Below are 18,561 nucleotides of genomic sequence, written 5' to 3' on the forward strand. Positions count from 1 at the left end.
GTTTCGGGTGGCTCAGACCACAGTGGACCGTCCATCGTGAGGATCATCACGGACCCCGGTGTTCCGGTGAGGGCCGTCACGCAGCACACTGGTCTCACAACGTCCGACAATGTTGTTGAACGTCCCAGACAGTCCGTCTTGGACAGTGCATGTCGGGCGTCCTTTTATGTGTACGACAGCATGTGTGCGGCAAGGTAGGTACTACACAGTGGTGAGACCCCACAGGAGGAAGTCGTGTCGAGCAAGGCCGCTTTAGTGTTCCGCGTGGCCGCGGTAGCCGAAGCCCTGTCCTGGGCCGGTCTGCTGATCGGGATGTTCTTCAAGTACGTCGTCGAGTCCTCCGGCCAGGGCGGCGTTCCCGTCCTCGGCATGGTGCACGGCGTCGTCTTCACCCTCTACCTGGTGATCTCCCTGTCCGTGGCGAAGCCGCTCGGCTGGCGCCCGAAGACCGTGGTGCTCGCGCTGCTGTCCAGCATCCCGCCGCTGTTCACCTGGCTGTTCGAGAAGTGGGCCCTGCGCAACGGCAAGCTCGATGGCCCGCACCGGCTGACCCACGGCGGTGTCGGCCTGTTCGAGGTCCGCACCCCGGAGCCCGCGGGCGTCTGACGGTTCCAAGACTTGAGAAAGGCCCCCACGAGTTCGTCGTGGGGGCCTTTTTCGTGTCCGGGGTTATTCGGTGAAGTCGCCCGCGGCCTTGCGGACCTTGGTCAGCAGATCGGTGAGCTGCTCGGTCTGGCGGTCGGTCAGCCCGGTGAGGCCGAAGTCGATGGCGGTGACGGCCTCGGTGGCCCCCTCGCGCCGCGTGCGCCCCTGATCGGTGATCTCCACCAGCGTCGTGCGCCGGTCGGTGGGATGGGGGACGCGCTTGACCAGCCCGTCCTTCTCCAGCCTGTCGACGATGTTCGTGACGCTCGTCGGGTGCAGCTGGAGCCGCTCGCCCATCACCCGCATCGGCAGGCTGGCGCTGCGGGCGAAGGTCAGCAGGACCAGTGCCTCGTACCGGGCGAACGTCAGGCCGTGTGGTTTGAGCGCGCCGTCCACGGCAGACTGGATGATCTGTTGCACTCGCATGACCCCGGTCACCGCCGCCATGGTGTCGGACGGCCCGATCCGGGCTTCCCACAGCTGCGCCGCGCGGGCGATGGGGTCGAACGGCAACGGACGGCTCATGGAGGTCGAAGTTACCAGCGAGTACCCGGTCGGCGTCACCGGACGCGGCTATCGGGTGCGGGAATTCCCGCGATGGAGAGGAGCAGGACATGATTGTGGCGTTCAGCGTGAGCCCGTCGGGCGCGGATGACGAGGGCGGCGTCAGCGAGGCGGTGTCCCGCGCGGTCCGCGTGGTGCGCGACTCGGGGCTGCCGAACTCGACCAACGCCATGTTCACCAACGTCGAGGGGTCCTGGGACGAGGTGATGGACGTCGTCAAGCGGGCCGTGGAGGCCGCGGGCGATGGCTCGTCGCGGGTCGGGCTGGTGCTCAAGGCCGACATCCGGCCCGGTTACGACGAGGGCCAGCTGACCGCGAAGGTCGAGCGGATCGAAAAGCATCTGGAGGGGTAGGTCCGCTCCGCAAGCTGGTCAGCCGGGCAGGGGCGGGGCGAAGGTGACCGTCCACAGGCCGTCCTTCTCGCTCACCGCGACGGGGTACGTGAAGCGTGTCCCGTCGCGGAGCACGCCGGAGACCGTCGCGGTGCCGGGGCTCAGAGTGACGGCCAGGTCGTGGGCTCCCGCGGTCTCGAGCGTCTTGACGTACGAAGCGGCGAAGTCGCTTGCCTGCCCCGGCGGGTAGTCGAGCAGGTTTTCCAGCGCGCTCGCGTCGTGCGCGGACAGGGCGGCCGTCAGGTCCTGGCGGAGGACCTCCGCCGACGGCACCCCGGGGCTCGGCTGGTGGGCGATCATCGCCGTCACGGACACCACCCACGCCAGCGCGGCCACGACCGCGACGAGCACGGTCGCCCTCCTGCGGGGCAGCACCGATGATCACCCCTTGTTTCCTGCTGAGCGGACGCGACGGGCACCTGCGGTGAAACGCTCGCGGATGCGTGCCAGGATGGAAGCGTGACACACCCACGCGGATCAGCAGCGAAGTCAGCGGCCATGTCCGCCGCACTCTCCGGCGCGGTCGATCTCTCCGCGCTCAAGGCCCGTGCCGACGCGGCACGCACACAGCCCCCGCCCCCGCCGGCAGGCGTCACCGGCCCGCCCGGTGACGGTGGCGGCGCCCCGGCCCCGGCGGGCGCGGTGTTCGACGTCACCGAAGCCACTTTCCAGACCGACGTCGTCGAGCGCTCGCTCGAACAGCTGGTCGTGATCGACCTCTGGGCCGAGTGGTGCGGGCCGTGCAAGCAGCTCAGCCCGGTGCTGGAGCGCCTCGCGGCCGAGGCCAACGGCGCCTGGGTGCTGGCGAAGGTCGACGTCGACGCCAACCCCCGGATCTCGCAGCTGTTCGGGGTCCAGTCCATCCCCACCATCGTCGCGGTCGGCGGCGGCCAGCCGGTGGACGCGTTCTCCGGCGCGCTGCCCGAGCCCGAGATCCGCAAGTGGCTGAGCTCACTGCTCGACGCGCTGCGGGACAAGCTCCCCGGCATCAGGGCGGCCGAGGAGGCGAACGGCGGCCCGGTCGAGGAGCCGGAGGACCCCCGCTTCGTCGAGGCCGAGGAAGCTTTCGAGAGCGGCGACTTCGCGGGCGCGCAGGCCGCCTACGAGCGCATCCTGGACGTCGAACCGGCGAACGAGCTCGCCAAGACGGCACTGTCCCAGGTCAAGTTCACCGCCCGCGCCGAAGCGGTCGCCCCCGACGCGGTGGCCAAGGCCGACGCGGCACCGGGCGACCTCGACGCCCAGCTCGCGGCCGCCGACCTCGAAATCGCCGAGCAGCGGGTCGAAGAGGGCTTCGCCCGGCTCGTCGACACCGTGCGCCGCACGGCGGGCGAGGACCGGAACCGCGTTCGCGAGCACCTGGTCGCGCTCTTCGAGCTCTTCGACCCGGCCGACGAGCGCGTCTCCAAGGCGCGGCGGAATCTGGCAGGCGCGCTCTACTGAGCGCCAACGCTCCCCGAAGTGTCATGAAAGGGTCTTTCAGGGCAATTTTTGCCCTGAAAGACCCTTTCATGACACCCGAGGGACTGGGGGGGAGCGGGTCAGGCGTAGTCCTTCGAGCAGACCGTCGAGCCTTCCAGGTAGCCCTTGCGCAGGGACTGGACGCGGTCGAAGCCGCTGTCCGCGCGCTTGCCGTTGACGTCGGCCGAGACCAGGCTCTCCGGGAGCAGGAGGTCGGCGATCGCCTCGTCGAGGTCGCCCGCCGAGAGGCGCAGCGTGCCGGGGCGGTTGGTGAACGCGGCCCACGCGCCGACCAGGCAGGACGTGCGCAGGCCCGCGTTCGGGTTGTCGAGTGAAGCGCCGACGCCCTTCTGGATGGCCAGTGCGTACCGCGACGCCACCTCGGAGAAGGCCGCGAAGTCGCCCATGCTGGTCGAGTTGTTGCCGCTGGCCTCGGCTTCGCGGTCGAAGGGCTGGGCCAGTTCGGTCAGCTTGGCGAGGTCGATGTTGACCGTGTTGTCGTTCGCGCAGTACGAGGCGGGCGGGGTGCTCGCGCCGCCGGAGCAGGTGCCGCCACCGTTGACGATCTCGGGTGCGGCCACGCCGGCGCCCTTGAAGGCCTCGTCGAGGCTCTTCTTGAGCAGGTCCACGTTGGTCTGGGTGAATTTCGCGTCGCCCTTGCCCTTGTCGCCCTTGTCGAACGGGCGCTCGGTGATGCGGGCCTTGACGTTCTCGGTGTTCATCGCCGCGCATTCCTTCGGGCCCTTTTCGAACCCGGCCTGGAAGGCGTACGTGCGGTCGAACGCCGTGCCGTGGGCGCCCTGCGCGGTCGCGGAGTTGCCAGCCTGGTCGCGGATGAAGAACATCGCGCCGAGCACGCCGTTGAGGCCCTCGGCCGTCGACACGCGGTAGAACTTGCTCTTGTCCTCCGCCACCCAGCGGAAGTAGCCGCCCGCGAAGCAGTCGGCCTGCTGTTCCTTGACCACGGTCGGGGTGCTCTTGGTGATGCCGGCCTTGTCGCCGAGGCGGTACTGGATCGCGTGGCCGAACTCGTGCGCGAGCACGGTCACCACGGACATCGGGCCGAAGCGCTCACGCAGCATCGGCAGCAGGACGCCGCGGTCCCACGCCACCGAGTCGTCCGGCGGGCAGTAGAAGGCGTTGACGAGCTTCTTGACGCTGCCGCAGGCCGTCGTCTCGGTATCGGTGTTCGAGTCGTAGGACAGCAGCGACTTGACCGGCTCGAACCGTTCGCCGTCGAAGTTCGCGGGCAGCGTCTCGGACCAGTACTTCTGGACGTCCTCGATCGCCGCCGTCGCGAGTGTGTCGTCCTCGCCGCCGTCGGCGTTCTTGACGTCCAGATTCGGCTTCGGCGCGTCGGGCTTGAGGCCGCTCTCGAAGTGCGTGATCGGCAGCCCGGCGACGTTGCCCGCGCCCGGCAAGGCCGCGGACGAGCCGCCCGCGCTGCTGCTCTTGCCGCCACCGCACGCGCTCAGCCCGAGGGCCACCACGGCAAGGATCGCGACCAGAGCCGGACGGTGAAAGCCCCGGCCTCCCCCTTGGAACATGTTCACTCGCTTCGCATCAGGGCCCCGACGGAGCCGGACAACTGTCGGCAGCAGGGACCCTACTCAGGGCTTATGCGCGGTGTGCACGTTATCCCCGAAGTGGCGTGCGAGCGTTGTCGCCCGCGGCCCGATATGGTCGCTGACCATGAGAGCAGTCCGCCGGTTCACCGTCCGCGCGAGCCTGCCGGAGCCGCTCTCCGGCCTCGGCGCGCTCGCCACCAACCTGCGCTGGACCTGGCACCCGCCGACGCGGGACCTGTTCGCGTCGATGGACGCCGAGCTGTTCAACCAGGTCCGCGACCCGCTGCGCATGCTCACCGCGCTGCCGCCCGCGCGGCTCGAAGAGCTCGCCGTGGACGCCGAGTTCCTCGAGCGCGCCCGGCTCGCCATCGCCGATCTCGACCGCTATCTGAGCGAGCCGCGCTGGTACCAGCGTCAGGACACCGACGGCCTGCCGCCCGCCGTCGCGTACTTCTCGATGGAGTTCGGCGTGACCGAGGCGCTGCCGAACTACTCCGGTGGCTTGGGCGTGCTCGCCGGTGATCACCTCAAGGCCGCGTCGGACCTCGGCGTGCCGATGGTCGGCGTCGGCCTGCTGTACCGGTCCGGCTACTTCCGCCAGACGCTTTCGCTCGACGGCTGGCAGGTCGAGCACTACCCGGTGATCGACCCCAACGCGTTCCCGCTGGAGTTGGTGTCCGAGGGCGGAAAGCCGGTGTTCGTCGAGGTCGCCATGCCGGGCGGGCGCGAGTTGCGCGCGCAGATCTGGAAGGCGAACGTCGGCCGGATCCCGCTGCTGCTGCTCGACACCGAGACCGACGCCAACGACGAGGACCTGCGGGAGGTGACCGACCGGCTCTACGGCGGCGACGCCGACCATCGCATCCGCCAGGAGATCCTCGCCGGGATCGGCGGGTTCCGCGCCGTGCGGAAGTACTGCGAGCTGACCGGCCATCCGCAGCCGAAAGTTTTTCACACCAACGAGGGACACGCGGGCTTCCTGGGGCTGGAGCGGGCGCGCGAGATCATCCAGGCGGACGGCCTCGCTTTCGAAGAGGCACTGCCCGCCGTCCGCGCGGGCACGCTGTTCACCACGCACACGCCGGTCAGCGCGGGGATCGACCGGTTCCCCGTCGACCTCGTGCAGCGCTATTTCACCGACGGGCGGCTGGTGCCCGACGTCGACCCGCGTCGCGTGCTGCAGCTCGGCGCGGAGGACAACCCCGGGCTGTTCAACATGGCCCACATGGGCCTGCGGCTCGCCCAGCGCGCCAACGGCGTTTCCCAGCTGCACGGCCGGGTGTCGCGGCGGATGTTCTCGCGGCTCTGGCCGGGTTTCGACGAGGCCGAGGTGCCGGTCTCGTCGGTCACCAACGGCGTCCACGGGCCGACCTGGGTCGCCCGCGAGCTGAGCGCGCTGCTGGGCCGTGACCACGAGGAATGGGGCCTGGATGACGGCGACCGCGGCGGCCGCCCGCTGCGCGACGGCGTCAGCGACGAGCAGTTGTGGGCGCTGCGGCGCGAGCTGCGGGAGAAGCTGGTCAACGAGGTGCGCCGCCGGGTGCGCGCGGCCTGGCTGCAGCGCGGGGCGTCCGCGCTGGAACTCGGCTGGACCGACACCGTGTTCGACCCGGACGTGCTGACGGTTGGTTTCGCGCGGCGCGTGCCGACGTACAAGCGGCTGACGCTCATGCTGCGCGACCCGGACCGGCTGCGCGCGCTGCTGACCGACAAGAAACGGCCGATCCAGCTGGTCGTCGCCGGGAAGTCGCATCCGGCCGACGAGGGCGGCAAGGCGCTGATCCAGCAGATCGTGCGGTTCGTCGACGACCCCGAGGTGCGCCGCCGGATCGTCTTCCTGCCGGACTACGACATGTCGATGGCGCGTTACCTCTACCGCGGCTGCGACATCTGGCTGAACACGCCGGTGCGGCCCTTGGAGGCCTGCGGGACGTCCGGGATGAAGTCGGCGCTCAACGGCGGGCTCAACCTGTCCATCCGCGACGGCTGGTGGGACGAGATGTACGACGGCAGCAACGGCTGGGCGATCCCGACCGCAGACGGCATCACCGATCCGCTGCGCCGCGACGACCTGGAGGCCGCGGCCCTGTACGACCTGCTTGGCCAGCAGATCGCGCCGCTGTTCTACGACCGGGACGAGGCCGGGGTGCCCGGCGGCTGGCTGTCGATGGTGTGGCACACCCTCGAGACGCTCGGGCCGCGGGTGCAGGCGGCCAGGATGGTGCGGGAGTACGTCGAATCCGGGTACGTCCCGGCGTCGAAGATGGTCGCGGCCGCGACCGGCGACGGCTACCGCGGTGCGCTGTCGCTGGCGGACTACCGGACGAAACTCGAGGTCGCGTGGCCGCGGGTGCGGATCTTCGACTCCGAGCTGCTCTACGAAGCGCAGGAGCAGCTGGTGGTGGGCACCGAGGTGACCGTGCGGGCGCGCATCGACCTCGCCGGGCTGGACCTCGGCGAGGTGCACATCCAGACCGTGGTCGGCAAGGTCGGCGACGGTGACGAACTGCTGGAACCGGTCACCGTCCCGATGACCGGCGACGGCATCGGCGCGTTCACCGCGACCGTCCGCCTCCCGCACGCGGGCTCGCTCGGCTACACCGTCCGCGTCCTGCCGAAGCACGACCTCCTCGCCACCCCCGCCGAACTCGCCCGAGTCGTCCTGGCTTGACCCATTACCGACAAAGAGTTGACAAAATGCTGCCGGAAAGCCGCAAACTGGTCTGATCAAAGCGGAAAAGGAGCCGGAAACGCTTTGTTCCCCTATCATCATTTGCTGACGATGACGGGAAAGAGACCACCATGGCGCGGGCGAACGGGCCGGTCAGGCCGGATGATCGGGTGCAGTACATCCACGCGGGCGCGGGACTGAGACAGGATCACCTGCATGAGGCCCTCGGCGTCGAGCTACGCCGGATCTGGCGCGTGGCCGAAGACGAGACCCCGGCGGAGGTGCGGGCCATCGTCGTGCTGCGCCTGAAGAACGTGCTCGACTCGATGGCCGACCTTCGCCTGCCCGAGATCGTGTGGACCGCCTACAATCTCGGCGCCGGGACGGCCGCGCACGACGGCGGGATCATCCACCGCCTCGACCGGCTCGGCGGGGCCAAGCGCAAGGGAATGTCCGGGCCGACCTGCACCCGGCTGTTCTACGGCTTTCTCGCCACGCTGCGTGAGAGCCTCGGAAAGGAACAGGAGTGCGTGCTGTCCGCCGAGGACTTGGCGCTGGCGACGGCGTGGCTGAACGCCGACGTGCGGCCGCCGGGGTTGTCGGCTGGGTTGTCGGCTGGAATGGCGGTCGGCGCGCAAAGGTCTCGTGCGTGGCAAAGCCGGTTCGAACCTGCGTAGGCCAGTCAGGGATGCGCGGGACTTCCACCGGCCTGCGTCGGCAGCCCCGCCGCGGCCCAGGCGCGGAAGCCACCGGCGAGGTCCGTGGCCTTGGGCAGGCCGAGCCGCTGTAGGTCCGCGGCGGCGAGGCTGGAGGCGTAGCCCTCGTTGCACACGACCACCACGGTGAGGTCCGGGTCGACCTGCGGCAGCCGCCACTCGCTGCCGGGGTCGAGCCGCCACTCGAGGTGGATCCGCTCGATCGGGACGGCGCCGGGGATCTCGCCCTCCTCGAGCCGGTTGACGTGCGGCCGGATGTCGACGATCAGCGCGCCCTGCTCCTGCAGCCGCAGGGCTTGCGCCGGTTCCGCGCGCTCCAGTCCGGAACGCGCGGCCGCCAGGTACTCGTCGATCGCGCTCATCGGCTCAGTATGGCCGGAAGCGGCGGGATCTCGGCCGGCACTTCGGCGAGACTGGCGTACTCGCGGGTCGCGACCAGCGGCGGCGAGTACGCGTGCACGCTGGCGGCGGGCGCCGTCCCGGCGCCGGTCATCTGGTGCGCGCGGCCCGCGCCGAAGCCGATGCCGTCGCCCGCGGTGTGCCTGCGACGGCGGACGGGGCCGCCGGGGTAGCGGTACTCCTCGTCGAGCTCGCCCTGCACCACGGCGAACGAGCCGGACGCGCCGCCGTGGTCGTGGGGTTTCGTCTGCTGGCCTGGCAGCCACGACAGCAACCACAGCTCGACGCCGCCGGTCAGCGCGAGGCGTGCCCACCAGCGCCGGTCCTCGTCGAACCGCAGCAGGCCGCGCAGGCTCCCGGTCAGCTCGGTGGTGACGGTCGCGGTCAGGTCGGTCAGCTCACGCGGCGTCCACAGCAGGCGGTCCGGGTGCAGCAGGTCGCCCAGCAGCGGGTCGGTCAGCCGCGGGTGGATCTCGATGTCCTGGCTGGTGCTGGAAAGGGGCCTGGTCATGGAGAGTGTCCTGGTGTTCGAAAGGATCAACGTACTGCTCCTCGTGAAGGGTGACGCCGGGTGCGGGAGATGGGCACGGCGCGACACGGGAGCAGCCGGGAGAGGGCAGCTCTCTAGACGTGTCGCGTGCCGGTACACCCGCACGAGGCGACGAGGAGCAGATCGATCGTGCGGCGTCGCCAGAAAGAGCCCCCGAGGACGGGGAAGGCGGCGGACACGGTCTCGATCACATCTTCGAGAGTGCCACAACACCGTTACGATTGGCGACCCGTCCCAGCCCATGGGCAGTGCCGGGCAAGACCGCCCGACCAGGCGGTTCGCGGGTGACCGGCGGCCCGTTGCAGGCGCTCGCCCGCGCCCGGACACAATGGGCGCGTGAGTGAGCCGATCCTGCCCAGCGAACTTGACGACCTCGTGGTGAAGATGACCGATGTGGGGGTCCGCCGCGGTGGCAACGACCTCCTCACCGGTCTCGACTGGAACGTCGAACTCGACGAGCGATGGGTGGTGCTCGGCCCCAACGGCGCCGGCAAGACGACGCTGCTGCGCCTCGCGGCCGCCGAGCTGCACCCGACGACCGGCACGGTGGACCTGCTCGGCGACCGGATCGGCCGGGTCAACATCTTCGACCTGCGCCCGCGGATCGGCTTCACCTCCGCCGCGATCGCCCAGCGCGTCCCGGGTGACGAGCTCGTGCGCGACGTCGTCGTCAGCGCCGGGTACGCGGTCGTCGGCCGTTGGCGCGAGGCCTACGACAAGCTCGACACCGAGCGCGCCGACGAGCTGCTGGGCACGATCGGCATGGCGCACCTGGCCGAGCGCACCTTCGGCACGCTGTCCGAGGGCGAGCGCAAGCGCGCGCTGATCGCCCGCTCGCTGATGACCGACCCCGAGATGCTGCTGCTCGACGAACCCGCCGCCGGGCTCGATCTCGGCGGCCGCGAGGACCTGGTCGCCCGCCTGTCCACGCTCGCGCTCGACCCGGAGGCCCCGGCGATGGTGCTGGTGACCCACCACGTCGAGGAGATCCCGCCCGGCTTCACCCACGCGCTGCTGCTGCGCGAAGGCCGCGCCGTCGTGTCCGGGCTGGTGGGCGACGTCGTGACCAGCGAGAACCTGTCGAAGACCTTCGACCAGGATCTCCTGCTCCAACGATCGGGTGATCGCTTCTTCGCCCGTCGGCGGTAGCCTGTCCTACCAGCCGGTAGCCTTTCGGCAAGCTCGATCAGGAGGATGGCGTGGGAGAGTTCGTAAGCCTCGAAGTGGAGGCCGGGGTCGGCACGATCCGCCTCGACCGGCCGCCGGTCAACGCACTGAACAACCAGGTGCAGGCCGAGCTCGCCGAGGCCGCGAGGGAGGCTTCCGAGCGTGACGACGTGCGCGCGGTGATCCTCTACGGCGGCCAGAAGACCTTCGCGGGCGGCGCGGACATCAAGGAGATGGCCGCCAAGTCCTACGTGGAGATGGCCAAGTTCGGCGCCGCGCTGAGCGCGTCCCTGGCTTCGCTGGCCGCGATCCCGAAGCCGACCGTCGCCGCGATCACCGGCTACGCCCTCGGCGGCGGCCTCGAGCTCGCGCTGACCGCGGATCGCCGCATCGCCGGTGACAACGTCAAGGTCGGCCAGCCCGAGATCGGGCTCGGCATCATCCCCGGCGCGGGCGGCACGCAGCGGCTCGCGCGGCTGATCGGCCCGAGCAAGGCCAAGGACCTCATCTACACCGGCCGGTTCGTCAAGGCCGAAGAAGCGCTCGCGCTGGGCATCCTCGACGAGGTCGTGGCGCCGGACGACGTCTACGCGGCGGCCCTCACCTGGGCCTCGCAGTTCGCGAACGGTCCCGCCGTGGCGCTCAAGGCCGCGAAGGCCGCGATCGACGGCGGCCTCGACGTCGACCTGGCGACCGGGCTCAAGCTCGAAACCACCCTGTTCACCGCCCTGTGGGCGACCAAGGACCAGGCCAACGGCATGAAGTCGTTCATCGAGAACGGGCCCGGCAAGGCCACCTTCGAGGGGAAGTGAGCACCTTGACCGAAACGAACGACCCGGCCCCGAACCCGCACGCGTCGGCGGAACAGGTCCAGGCGGCCTGGGCGGACCCGAAGCTCGCGAACGTGCTCTACCACGACTGGGAAGCCGGGACCTACGACGAGAAGTGGTCCATCTCCTACGACGAACGCTGCATCACCTACGCGACGGACGTGTTCAACGCCGTCGCCGGTGACGACGGCCAGCCGTACCCGACGGCCATGGAACTGGGCAGTGGCACCGGGTTCTTCCTGCTGAACCTGATGCAGGGCGGGGTGATCAAGAAGGGCTCGGTCACCGACCTGTCGCCCGGCATGGTCCAGGTCGCGCTGCGCAACGCCGAGAGCCTCGGCCTCGACGTCGACGGCCGCGTCGCCGATGCCGAGCGCATCCCGTACCCGGACAACTCGTTCGACCTGGTCACCGGGCACGCCGTGCTGCACCACATCCCGGACCTCCCGGCGGCGTTCGCCGAGATCCTGCGGGTGCTCAAGCCGGGCGGCCGGTTCGTCTTCGCCGGTGAGCCGACGAAGATCGGCGACACCTACGCCCGCAAGCTCGGGCAGCTGACCTGGTTCCTGACCACCAACGTGACGAAGCTGCCCGCGCTGTCGGGCTGGCGGCGTCCGCAAGAGGAGCTCGACGAGTCCTCGCGCGCGGCGGCCCTGGAGGCCGTGGTCGACATCCACACCTTCGACCCGTCCGAGCTGGAGCAGCTGGCCCGCCGCGCCGGGGCGCAGGACGTCCGCGCGGTCACCGAGGAGTTCGCCGCGGCACTCGCGGGCTGGCCGATCCGCACCTTCGAAGCGGCTGTGCCGCAGGAGAAGCTGACGGTGCGCTGGCGCTGGTTCGCCTACCGGCTGTGGATCCGGCTGTCCGCTTTGGACAAGAAGCTGCTGTCCAAGGTCATCCCGCGTGAGCTGTTCTACAACGTGATGATCACCGGGACGAAGCGTCCGTCCTGAAGCTGGATCAGCCGTGGCCTGGCTACGCGTTCGCGATCTCCAGTCCAAGGTGGAAATAGACAGTGTCCTATGGGTTTTCACTCGATGACGTGGCGTTCCTGCGCTCCGGCGCGGGCAGCGCGGCGCTCGCCGAGTGTGCCGCGCTGCCGCTGACCGCTGCGACCCATATCGCCGACGTCGCCGCGGTGCGTCGGCTCGCCGGGGCCGAGTATGCGGCGGCTGTGCTGGAAACGTTGGTGCTGCGCCGGAAATCGGTGTCCAAACTGGACGACTCCGCCGGTTGGCTGTTCACCGGGGATGCGATGCAGCAGGCGAGCGCGTCGGCTGTCGCGCGGCACCGGGCGTCGCGGCTGGCCGGTCGTGATGTGCACGACGTGACCTGTTCGATCGGGGCCGACCTGGTCGAGATCGCGCGGCGGGCCCGGTGGACGCTCGGGTCCGATGTGGACGAAGTCCGGCTCGCGATGGCCCGGCACAATGCCGCCGAGGCAGGGGTTTCGCCCACGCTGCTGCGGGCAGACGCGCTGGCGCCGGTGAGCCGGGAGACCGTCGTCGTCGCGGATCCGGCGCGGCGTGACTCGGCGGGGCGGCGGGCGTGGAAGCCCGCGGACTTCCTGCCGCCGCTGGACGGGCTCGTCGGCGCCTACCCCGGCCGTCCGCTGTCGATCAAATGCGCGCCAGGGCTGGACTTCGCGATCACGCCGTGGGCCGAGGAGGTCGAGCTCGTCTCGCTGGACGGGCAGGTGCGGGAAGCCTGTCTCTGGCGTGGGTTCGGCGCGAGCGTCTCCCGGCGGGCGACGGTGCTGCGGTCGGACGGTACACAGTGGACGGTGACGGACGCCGAGCCCGACGAGCTTCCGGCGCGGGAGCCGGGGGAGTGGATCGTCGACCCGGACGGCGCGGTGGTGCGGGCCGGGCTGGTGCGTCACTATGGCGCGCGGCACGGGTTGTGGCAGCTCGACGAGCGGATCGCGTACCTCACCGGCGACACCCCGCCGCCCGGCGTGCGGGCGTTCCGGGTGCTGGAGCACGGGCCGTACAGCGAGAAAAGCCTGAAGACCGTCCTCAAACGACACGAGGTCGGGCGGCTGGAGATCCTGGTGCGCGGACTCGACATCGACCCGGACGCGCTGCGCCGCCGCCTGAAGCCGCGGGGCGGGGCCGAAGCGAGCGTCGTGCTGACGCGGATCGGCCGCTCCCCGGTCGCCTTCCTCTGTCGAGCTGAACGCATTCCCAACGCCGGGTGAACAGCTGGGGCTGGAGTCGGCGGCGGCCGTCGCATAGTGTCACGCGACACTGGGTTTTCAAGGTCCGTCGCCGTCACTGGAGGAGTCTCGTGTCCCTAAACAGCCGTATGTCAGGTCTGTTCAAACTCGCCGCCGCGGTCGCGATCGGCGCGACGGTCGCCGGTGGGGCCACCGCCCTCGCCACCCAGGACGGCGCGGCGTCGAAGTCGCGGGAACCGGCCAACATCGGGCAGGTCAAGAACGACGTCAAGGCCTACTACGGCGACTACCTCGACGCCTCCGGCAAGCACCACTACTCCGACACGAGCACCTTCGTGAAGGACTCGCAGAAGCAGGTCGCCGACGCCAAGCGCTACCTGAGCAAGCGGCTCACCGACCAGGTGAAGAACCCGGCGATCGTGCTCGACGTCGACGACACCTCCGAGATCACCTTCGGCTGGGAGGCAGACAACGACTTCGGCTTCGACCCGGTCAAGCAGCAGGCGGCCATCGACAAGGGTGAGTTCCCGGCCAACAAGCCCGTGCTGGAGCTGGCGAACTGGGCCGCGCAGCACGGCGTGAAGGTCTACTTCCTGACCGGCCGCAACGAGCTGCAGGGCCCGCAGTCGCTGAAGAACCTGGCGAACGAGGGCTACCCGGCCCCGGCAGGCGCGTTCTTCAAGCCGAAGACGACCGCGCCCGACTACCTCCCGTGCGGCCTGACCTGCAACACCGTGCAGTACAAGTCCGGCACCCGCGCCCACATCGCCAAGACCGCGACCATCGTGCTCAACCTCGGCGACCAGTTCAGCGACCTCGAAGGCGGCTACGCGGAGCGCCCCGTGAAGCTGCCGAACCCGATGTACTACCTCCCCTGAGGCACGCTTCCGGAAACTGATGTCATGTCGTCCAGTTGGCGCCCAGGGCCGCGTCCCCTTCAGGCTTGCCGTGTGCCCTGATGGGAGCCTTCACGGCGTTTAACGCTGTCATGGTGGCCTTCAGGGGCACGCATGAAACGGTCGTGGCGGTATGAAACGGGCGAATGGGTGGCCTTTCGTCCTTTTCGCGCCCTGGTCCCCGGCTCCCTGGTAGTTGTCCATCGCCATCACGTTGACCATGTCCAGGGTCACCCCGGCCGATTTGAGCACGTTCAGCCCGTTGGCGTCGAGGCCGCTGGGCAGCACCGGCAGCGTCAGCGAGATCTTGAGCCCCGGGTTGTTCTGCTGAACGGTCTTCAGCGCCTGCGAACGGCGGGTGATCGACGCCGGGTCGGCCACCGCCGCGCCCTCGAGGCCGAGGTCGATGTACTTGAGGCCGTACGCCTTGACCACCGCGTCGTACTCGGCGGCCAGTGTGGGCACGGTGCCGCACGCCTGGGCAAGTTCGATCCCGGACGCGCCGCCGAAGGAGACCTTGACGTCCCCGCCCGCGGCCCGGATCTTCGCGATCTCGTCGGCTTGCCAGCCCGTGCGCGGGTCGTACGCGCCGAACCAGCTCGCCTTGCAGCCGTAGGAGGTCGCGAAGCCGAGCGTGAAGCCCTTGAGGTTGCCCTTCGTCGCCATCGACGACAGGCTCGGCGTCGGCCATTCGCCCAGGCTCACATACGATGCGGCGGGCAGCGGGGCGCCCGCGGCGAGTGCGCCGCCCGGACGGCCGTGGCCGTGCCGGGGACCGCGAGCCCCGTGGTCAGCGCCAGCAAACCGGCTAAAACGACCAAAGCGCGCCCGGGGAGAGGGGAGTCGCATAGTGAACCTCCGCTGCCTGGTTTTCATTGGTATAGACCAATTAGGAGTAAGGTGTCAGGGGCCAAACGGCTCTGCGCGATGGTCACGATGCGTGGGATTGGCGCCGGAACTACTCCGATCGGGTGGTGCCGGGTAAGTCAGACCACTCCACAGGTGGATCGGTTCCGAAAGCCTTTTGGCATGCCGGATGACAGCCGGCCGGCGTGCCCTAGATCAGGATGTGCCGGGCGTTCTGTCACCACTACGCCCGGTAGGACCGCCTGGCACATCCTGATGCCTCCGCGTGCCGCCTCCCGGGGCCGATATCCGGTCGCCGTGGCTGGTGCGGCGCGCTACTCTGCGGTCATGAGGTTCCTTCAGCAGGTCACGACGACGCCGGTCATCTTCCGGCGCATCGTCTAGCTACCGCTGACCGAAACGCGAGCCCCGGGAGTCATTCCCCCGGGGCTCGGGCCTTGTCCGCCGGTGGTGACTTCCTCTCGCCGAGAGAGTCGAGGTCCTGTCATGAACGTCGATCACCGCGTGCTCGGCCGTGAGCTGGAGCTGTTCGCCACCTCGCCGCTGGTGGGCGCCGGGCTGCCGCTGTGGCTGCCGGACGGCGCGATCATCCGCGACGAGCTGGAGTCGCTGGCCGCCGAGGAGGCGGCCCGGTCGGGGTGTCACCGCGTGCACACCCCGGTGCTGGCCAAACGGGAGCTGTTCGAGCTTTCCGGGCATTGGGGGAAATTCTCCGCGGACATGTTCCCGGAGATCGAGGTCGGCGGCGAGAGTTTCGTGCTCCGCCCGGCCAACTGCCCGCATCACACCCAGGTCTACGCCGCCCGCGGGCGGAGCTACCGGGACCTGCCGTTCCGGGTGTCGGAACTGGGCTCGATGTTCCGCAGCGAGCTTTCGGGCGTGCTCGGCGGGCTCAGCAGGGTGCGGCAGATCAGCCTCGACGACGCCCATGCGTTCTGCACGCCGGAACAGGTCAGCGCCGAGGTCGTCCTTGCCCTGCAAGCGATCGCGCGGTGCTACGGCGTTCTCGGTGTCGAGGTGCTGTACTACCGGCTCTCGCTTCGCGGGCCGGGCGGGCAGTACCTCGGGCGGCACGAACAGTGGGAGCTCGCGCAGGATCAGTTGCGGGCCGCGCTGGGTTCGCTGGCGCTGGATTACGTCGAAGCCGAGGGGGAGGCCGCGTTCTACGGGCCGAAGATCGACGTCCAGGTGGCCGACGCCCAGGGCCGGGAGGAGACCCTGTCCACCGTGCAGGTCGACTTCAACCAGCCCGAGCGGTTCGGCCTCGAGTACACCGGGGAGGACGGGGCCCGGCACCGGCCGGTGATGATCCACCGTGGCCTGCTGGGCTCGATGGAACGGCTCACCGCGCTGCTCATCGAGCTGTACCAGGGCAGGTTGCCACCGTGGCTCGCGCCGGTCCAGGTGTCGATCCTGCCCGTCGACGAGCAGCGTCACCAGGCTGCCGCCGAAGACCTCCTCGAACGGCTGCTCGGTGCGCGGATCCGGGCGCGGATCGTCGGCGGCGGTTCGCTCGGGCGCCGGATCCGGACCGTGCGCCAGCACCGCGATCCGTACCTCGTGGTCCTCGGTGACGCTGAGGTACGCGACGGGATGGTCAACGTGGACCTCCCCGCGAGCGGCCATCGGGCGCAGATGGGGATCGGCCGGTTCGTCGACCACGTCGTCGCGGACGTCCGCCGTCGGGTGCGAAGTCCGAGCGGCCCGGTCGCCTGAACACGGGCGCGCCGGTGGGTCAGTTGCTGAGCAGCTGGTTGAAGAACGAGCGGTACTGACGCAACGCCAGCCGGAGGTCCTCGGTCGCCGCTTCGCCCTGGCCCCACTGGGCTTCCAGGTCGGTCTTGTGCTCCGCGAACGTCGCGGCCAGCGACTGGATCACCGACGCCACCAGCTCGTCGGCCTCGCGCACCGCGCGCTGCGGGTCGTCGACGAAGGCGATCTGGATGTTCTGCCAGTCGTCACGGAACCGCTCCACGTCGTCGACGGCGAACAGCGGCGCGCCGTCGGAGTCGTCAGCGGGGGCGGAAGACGCCGCCGGAGCCTGCTCGACGGGCTCCCGTTCGACCCGCTCTTCGGTCTCTTCGCTGGCCCGCGCTTCGCCGAATTCGACGTCACGGCGTTCCGATTCGGGCTCGGCGGCGAGCAGGTCCTGCGTGCTCAGGCCGCGGCCACCCTGTTCGTCAGTTCCGTGCTGCATCTGCTTCTCCACCCTTCGAGGTGTTACGGCCGTTGTGCGTCGTCTTCTCGGTCTTGTCGGTGAGCAGGTCCTCGAAAACCGTGCGGTAGTGAACCATCGCGTCACGAAGCTCCTCTGTGGACGCTTGCGTGTGCTCGTGGTCCCGCATCGTGTCGTGTGCCGTGCGGTAGTGCTTCAGCGTCTGGGAATGCTGGACCGACAGGTCCGCCAGCTGCTGGTCGTAACCCTCGGTCGGGTAGCCGCGTTCGGCCATCAGTGCGACCAGCACCCGGTCCGCCTCGGCCACCGAACCGGCGGGGCGGTCCACGAACTGTTCCTGGATCAACGCCCACTGCTGCGTGTACCGTTCCTGCGCGGACGCCGAGAGCGGGTGGATGTCGAGCTCCGCATGACGCTTCTCCCGCGCGGCGAGTTCGCGCTGCGCCGCTCGCGGATTGTCGTTCTCTTCCATGGTCCGGTCGTATTCCGGGCCGAACTTCTGCCGCAGTCGTTTCCGTTGCATTTCCTGGCTTACCAGCCAGATGACGGCGCCGATCACCGCGATGGCGGCGATGACGATGATGATGACCAGCCACGTGGGCATCGCACTCTCCTCCGGACTTTGTCGAGCTACGCCCCCGACCTCTCTGGGTGTTCCCCAGCTCGCCGCGCCGGAAACCCTTGCGGTGAACTAATTCGCTCATTGCCACCAGGTGGCGGTACAGGTACCACCACCTGCCGACGCGGCACAAAGATACGCCGAATGGACGTTTGAATCAGGGAAGTCGTTGCTGCCCAGGGGAAGTCAGCACACGTCACTCGCTAGGCGCGCTTGGGGGCGACCACGACGCAACTGGGCGAGCCGATCGGGTAAGTGGTGACCAGCTCTGGCGCGGACAGGCTGAACGAGACCACCGCGTCGTCGCTCTGCGCGGCGATGTACACACGGTCTCCCGTCAGCGCGAAGTGGCGGGGCCACCGGCCGCTGGGGTGGTCGGCGAGCGGACGGACCGTGTCGCCGTCGAAAGCGAACGCCGTCAGACACTCGGGGCCACGGCTCGAAAGGTAGAGCCGGTCTGCGGTGAGTTCCAGGTGTGCCACCAGGTTCTCGCCGGACGGGCTCGCGGTGGCCGGTGCGCTGCCGACGACGGCGAAGGTCCCCGCGGGCCCTTCGCGCACTGTCAGCAGGGTGCCCGCCAGCTCGCCGACGACGTAGGCCAAGTCCGTGCCGGGGCGGCGGACCAGCTGACGCGGGCCGGTGCCGGGCGGCAGGGCGGACACCGACAGCGCGCTCAGCCGCCCGTCGCCGGAAAGCCGGTAGCTGCGGATCTCGTCGGTGCCCAGATCCACCGCGCTGACCAGGCCGTCCGGCCCGGCCACGGCCATGTGGACGTGCGCGGCCTCCTGCCGGTCCGGATTCGGCCCGCTCCCTTCGTGCCGCACGAGGTCCGTGCGCCCGACGAGCAGGCCACGCTCGTCG

At 69.7% G+C, this 18,561-nt stretch carries 20 protein-coding genes; 11 read left to right on the top strand and 9 right to left on the bottom strand.

The window, feature by feature from the left end; translation table 11 throughout:
* The first annotated feature begins 234 nt into the window (after window positions 1-234).
* On the top strand, window positions 235-606 hold the full coding sequence (locus QMK34_RS34350) for a DUF3817 domain-containing protein (protein WP_326418854.1): 372 nt from the start codon (window positions 235-237) through the stop codon (window positions 604-606).
* 63 nt (window positions 607-669) lie between these two features.
* Here QMK34_RS34350 and QMK34_RS34355 read toward each other — a convergent pair whose 3' ends face one another.
* Window positions 670-1,170 (bottom strand): MarR family winged helix-turn-helix transcriptional regulator, encoded by a 501-nt coding sequence (locus QMK34_RS34355; RefSeq protein WP_326418855.1) that lies wholly within the window; start codon window positions 1,168-1,170, stop codon window positions 670-672.
* Window positions 1,171-1,259: 89 nt separating this feature from the next.
* Here QMK34_RS34355 and QMK34_RS34360 point away from each other — a divergent pair, with 89 nt between their 5' ends.
* Window positions 1,260-1,562, top strand: coding sequence for a thiamine-binding protein (locus tag QMK34_RS34360; RefSeq protein WP_326418857.1), 303 nt, complete (start codon window positions 1,260-1,262; stop codon window positions 1,560-1,562).
* 18 nt (window positions 1,563-1,580) lie between these two features.
* Here the strand turns inward: QMK34_RS34360 and QMK34_RS34365 are convergent, their stop codons facing one another.
* Window positions 1,581-1,976, bottom strand: a complete 396-nt coding sequence (locus QMK34_RS34365) for a hypothetical protein (RefSeq protein WP_326418858.1) — start codon at window positions 1,974-1,976, stop codon at window positions 1,581-1,583.
* Window positions 1,977-2,060: 84 nt separating this feature from the next.
* On the opposite strand from QMK34_RS34365, the gene QMK34_RS34370 reads away from it, so the two are divergent.
* Window positions 2,061-3,044: a tetratricopeptide repeat protein gene (locus tag QMK34_RS34370; RefSeq protein ID WP_326418859.1), complete on the top strand. Its 984-nt coding sequence runs from the start codon at window positions 2,061-2,063 to the stop codon at window positions 3,042-3,044.
* Between the two features lie 98 nt (window positions 3,045-3,142).
* Here QMK34_RS34370 and QMK34_RS34375 read toward each other — a convergent pair whose 3' ends face one another.
* Complete coding sequence (locus QMK34_RS34375; protein WP_326418860.1) at window positions 3,143-4,609, bottom strand: neutral zinc metallopeptidase; 1,467 nt, start codon at window positions 4,607-4,609, stop codon at window positions 3,143-3,145.
* Between the two features lie 145 nt (window positions 4,610-4,754).
* Here QMK34_RS34375 and glgP point away from each other — a divergent pair, with 145 nt between their 5' ends.
* The gene (gene glgP, locus QMK34_RS34380; protein ID WP_326418861.1) at window positions 4,755-7,301 is read left to right on the top strand and encodes an alpha-glucan family phosphorylase; all 2,547 of its coding nucleotides are present in this window, start codon (window positions 4,755-4,757) and stop codon (window positions 7,299-7,301) included.
* Between the two features lie 131 nt (window positions 7,302-7,432).
* Window positions 7,433-7,978, top strand: coding sequence for a hypothetical protein (locus QMK34_RS34385; RefSeq protein ID WP_326418863.1), 546 nt, complete (start codon window positions 7,433-7,435; stop codon window positions 7,976-7,978).
* 5 nt (window positions 7,979-7,983) lie between these two features.
* On the opposite strand, the gene QMK34_RS34390 is transcribed toward QMK34_RS34385, so the two are convergent.
* Window positions 7,984-8,379, bottom strand: a complete 396-nt coding sequence (locus tag QMK34_RS34390) for a rhodanese-like domain-containing protein (protein ID WP_326418864.1) — start codon at window positions 8,377-8,379, stop codon at window positions 7,984-7,986.
* The gene (locus QMK34_RS34395; protein WP_326418865.1) at window positions 8,376-8,927 is read right to left on the bottom strand and encodes a cysteine dioxygenase; all 552 of its coding nucleotides are present in this window, start codon (window positions 8,925-8,927) and stop codon (window positions 8,376-8,378) included. The genes QMK34_RS34390 and QMK34_RS34395 overlap by 4 nt, the downstream gene beginning before the upstream one ends.
* A 375-nt stretch (window positions 8,928-9,302) precedes the next feature.
* On the opposite strand from QMK34_RS34395, the gene QMK34_RS34400 reads away from it, so the two are divergent.
* The 5 genes from QMK34_RS34400 (at window position 9,303) to QMK34_RS34420 (ending at window position 14,020) form a co-directional block, all read left to right on the top strand.
* Window positions 9,303-10,115: an ABC transporter ATP-binding protein gene (locus QMK34_RS34400; protein ID WP_326418866.1), complete on the top strand. Its 813-nt coding sequence runs from the start codon at window positions 9,303-9,305 to the stop codon at window positions 10,113-10,115.
* A gap of 50 nt (window positions 10,116-10,165) precedes the next feature.
* Window positions 10,166-10,945, top strand: a complete 780-nt coding sequence (locus tag QMK34_RS34405; RefSeq protein ID WP_326418867.1) for an enoyl-CoA hydratase/isomerase family protein — start codon at window positions 10,166-10,168, stop codon at window positions 10,943-10,945.
* Window positions 10,946-10,950: 5 nt separating this feature from the next.
* Window positions 10,951-11,916: a class I SAM-dependent methyltransferase gene (locus tag QMK34_RS34410; RefSeq protein ID WP_326418868.1), complete on the top strand. Its 966-nt coding sequence runs from the start codon at window positions 10,951-10,953 to the stop codon at window positions 11,914-11,916.
* A 62-nt stretch (window positions 11,917-11,978) separates the two neighbouring features.
* On the top strand, window positions 11,979-13,163 hold the full coding sequence (locus QMK34_RS34415) for a class I SAM-dependent methyltransferase (RefSeq protein ID WP_326418869.1): 1,185 nt from the start codon (window positions 11,979-11,981) through the stop codon (window positions 13,161-13,163).
* Window positions 13,164-13,270: 107 nt separating this feature from the next.
* On the top strand, window positions 13,271-14,020 hold the full coding sequence (locus tag QMK34_RS34420; RefSeq protein WP_326418870.1) for an HAD family acid phosphatase: 750 nt from the start codon (window positions 13,271-13,273) through the stop codon (window positions 14,018-14,020).
* Between the two features lie 120 nt (window positions 14,021-14,140).
* Here the strand turns inward: QMK34_RS34420 and QMK34_RS34425 are convergent, their stop codons facing one another.
* Entirely contained in the window at window positions 14,141-14,704 is a 564-nt protein-coding gene (locus tag QMK34_RS34425; protein ID WP_326418871.1) for a hypothetical protein, read from the bottom strand.
* Between the two features lie 687 nt (window positions 14,705-15,391).
* Here QMK34_RS34425 and thrS point away from each other — a divergent pair.
* The gene (thrS, locus tag QMK34_RS34430; RefSeq protein WP_326418872.1) at window positions 15,392-16,621 is read left to right on the top strand and encodes a threonine--tRNA ligase; all 1,230 of its coding nucleotides are present in this window, start codon (window positions 15,392-15,394) and stop codon (window positions 16,619-16,621) included.
* A gap of 19 nt (window positions 16,622-16,640) precedes the next feature.
* On the opposite strand, the gene QMK34_RS34435 is transcribed toward thrS, so the two are convergent.
* From QMK34_RS34435 to QMK34_RS34445, 3 genes are all read right to left on the bottom strand, one after another.
* A complete protein-coding gene (locus QMK34_RS34435; protein ID WP_326418873.1) occupies window positions 16,641-17,102 on the bottom strand; it encodes a hypothetical protein in 462 nt (153 codons plus the stop codon).
* Entirely contained in the window at window positions 17,086-17,685 is a 600-nt protein-coding gene (locus tag QMK34_RS34440) for a hypothetical protein (protein WP_326418874.1), read from the bottom strand. The genes QMK34_RS34435 and QMK34_RS34440 overlap by 17 nt, the downstream gene beginning before the upstream one ends.
* 218 nt (window positions 17,686-17,903) lie before the next feature.
* Window positions 17,904-18,561 (bottom strand): lactonase family protein (locus QMK34_RS34445; protein ID WP_326418875.1); only part of this gene is annotated, 658 nt, incomplete at its 5' end.

The sequence above is a fragment of the Amycolatopsis sp. H20-H5 genome (assembly GCF_035828755.1).
In the GTDB taxonomy this organism is placed as follows: Bacteria; Actinomycetota; Actinomycetes; order Mycobacteriales; family Pseudonocardiaceae; genus Amycolatopsis.

Coding starts and splice junctions, on each gene's coding strand:
- QMK34_RS34355 (WP_326418855.1), bottom strand. CDS start 1,170: ATGAGCCGTCCGTTGCCGTTCGACCCCATCGCCCGCGCGGCGCAGCTG.
- QMK34_RS34360 (WP_326418857.1), top strand. CDS start 1,260: ATGATTGTGGCGTTCAGCGTGAGCCCGTCGGGCGCGGATGACGAGGGC.
- QMK34_RS34375 (WP_326418860.1), bottom strand. CDS start 4,609: ATGTTCCAAGGGGGAGGCCGGGGCTTTCACCGTCCGGCTCTGGTCGCG.
- glgP (WP_326418861.1), top strand. CDS start 4,755: ATGAGAGCAGTCCGCCGGTTCACCGTCCGCGCGAGCCTGCCGGAGCCG.
- QMK34_RS34385 (WP_326418863.1), top strand. CDS start 7,433: ATGGCGCGGGCGAACGGGCCGGTCAGGCCGGATGATCGGGTGCAGTAC.
- QMK34_RS34390 (WP_326418864.1), bottom strand. CDS start 8,379: ATGAGCGCGATCGACGAGTACCTGGCGGCCGCGCGTTCCGGACTGGAG.
- QMK34_RS34395 (WP_326418865.1), bottom strand. CDS start 8,927: ATGACCAGGCCCCTTTCCAGCACCAGCCAGGACATCGAGATCCACCCG.
- QMK34_RS34420 (WP_326418870.1), top strand. CDS start 13,271: ATGTCAGGTCTGTTCAAACTCGCCGCCGCGGTCGCGATCGGCGCGACG.
- QMK34_RS34425 (WP_326418871.1), bottom strand. CDS start 14,704: ATGGCGACGAAGGGCAACCTCAAGGGCTTCACGCTCGGCTTCGCGACC.
- thrS (WP_326418872.1), top strand. CDS start 15,392: ATGAACGTCGATCACCGCGTGCTCGGCCGTGAGCTGGAGCTGTTCGCC.
- QMK34_RS34435 (WP_326418873.1), bottom strand. CDS start 17,102: ATGCAGCACGGAACTGACGAACAGGGTGGCCGCGGCCTGAGCACGCAG.
- QMK34_RS34440 (WP_326418874.1), bottom strand. CDS start 17,685: ATGCCCACGTGGCTGGTCATCATCATCGTCATCGCCGCCATCGCGGTG.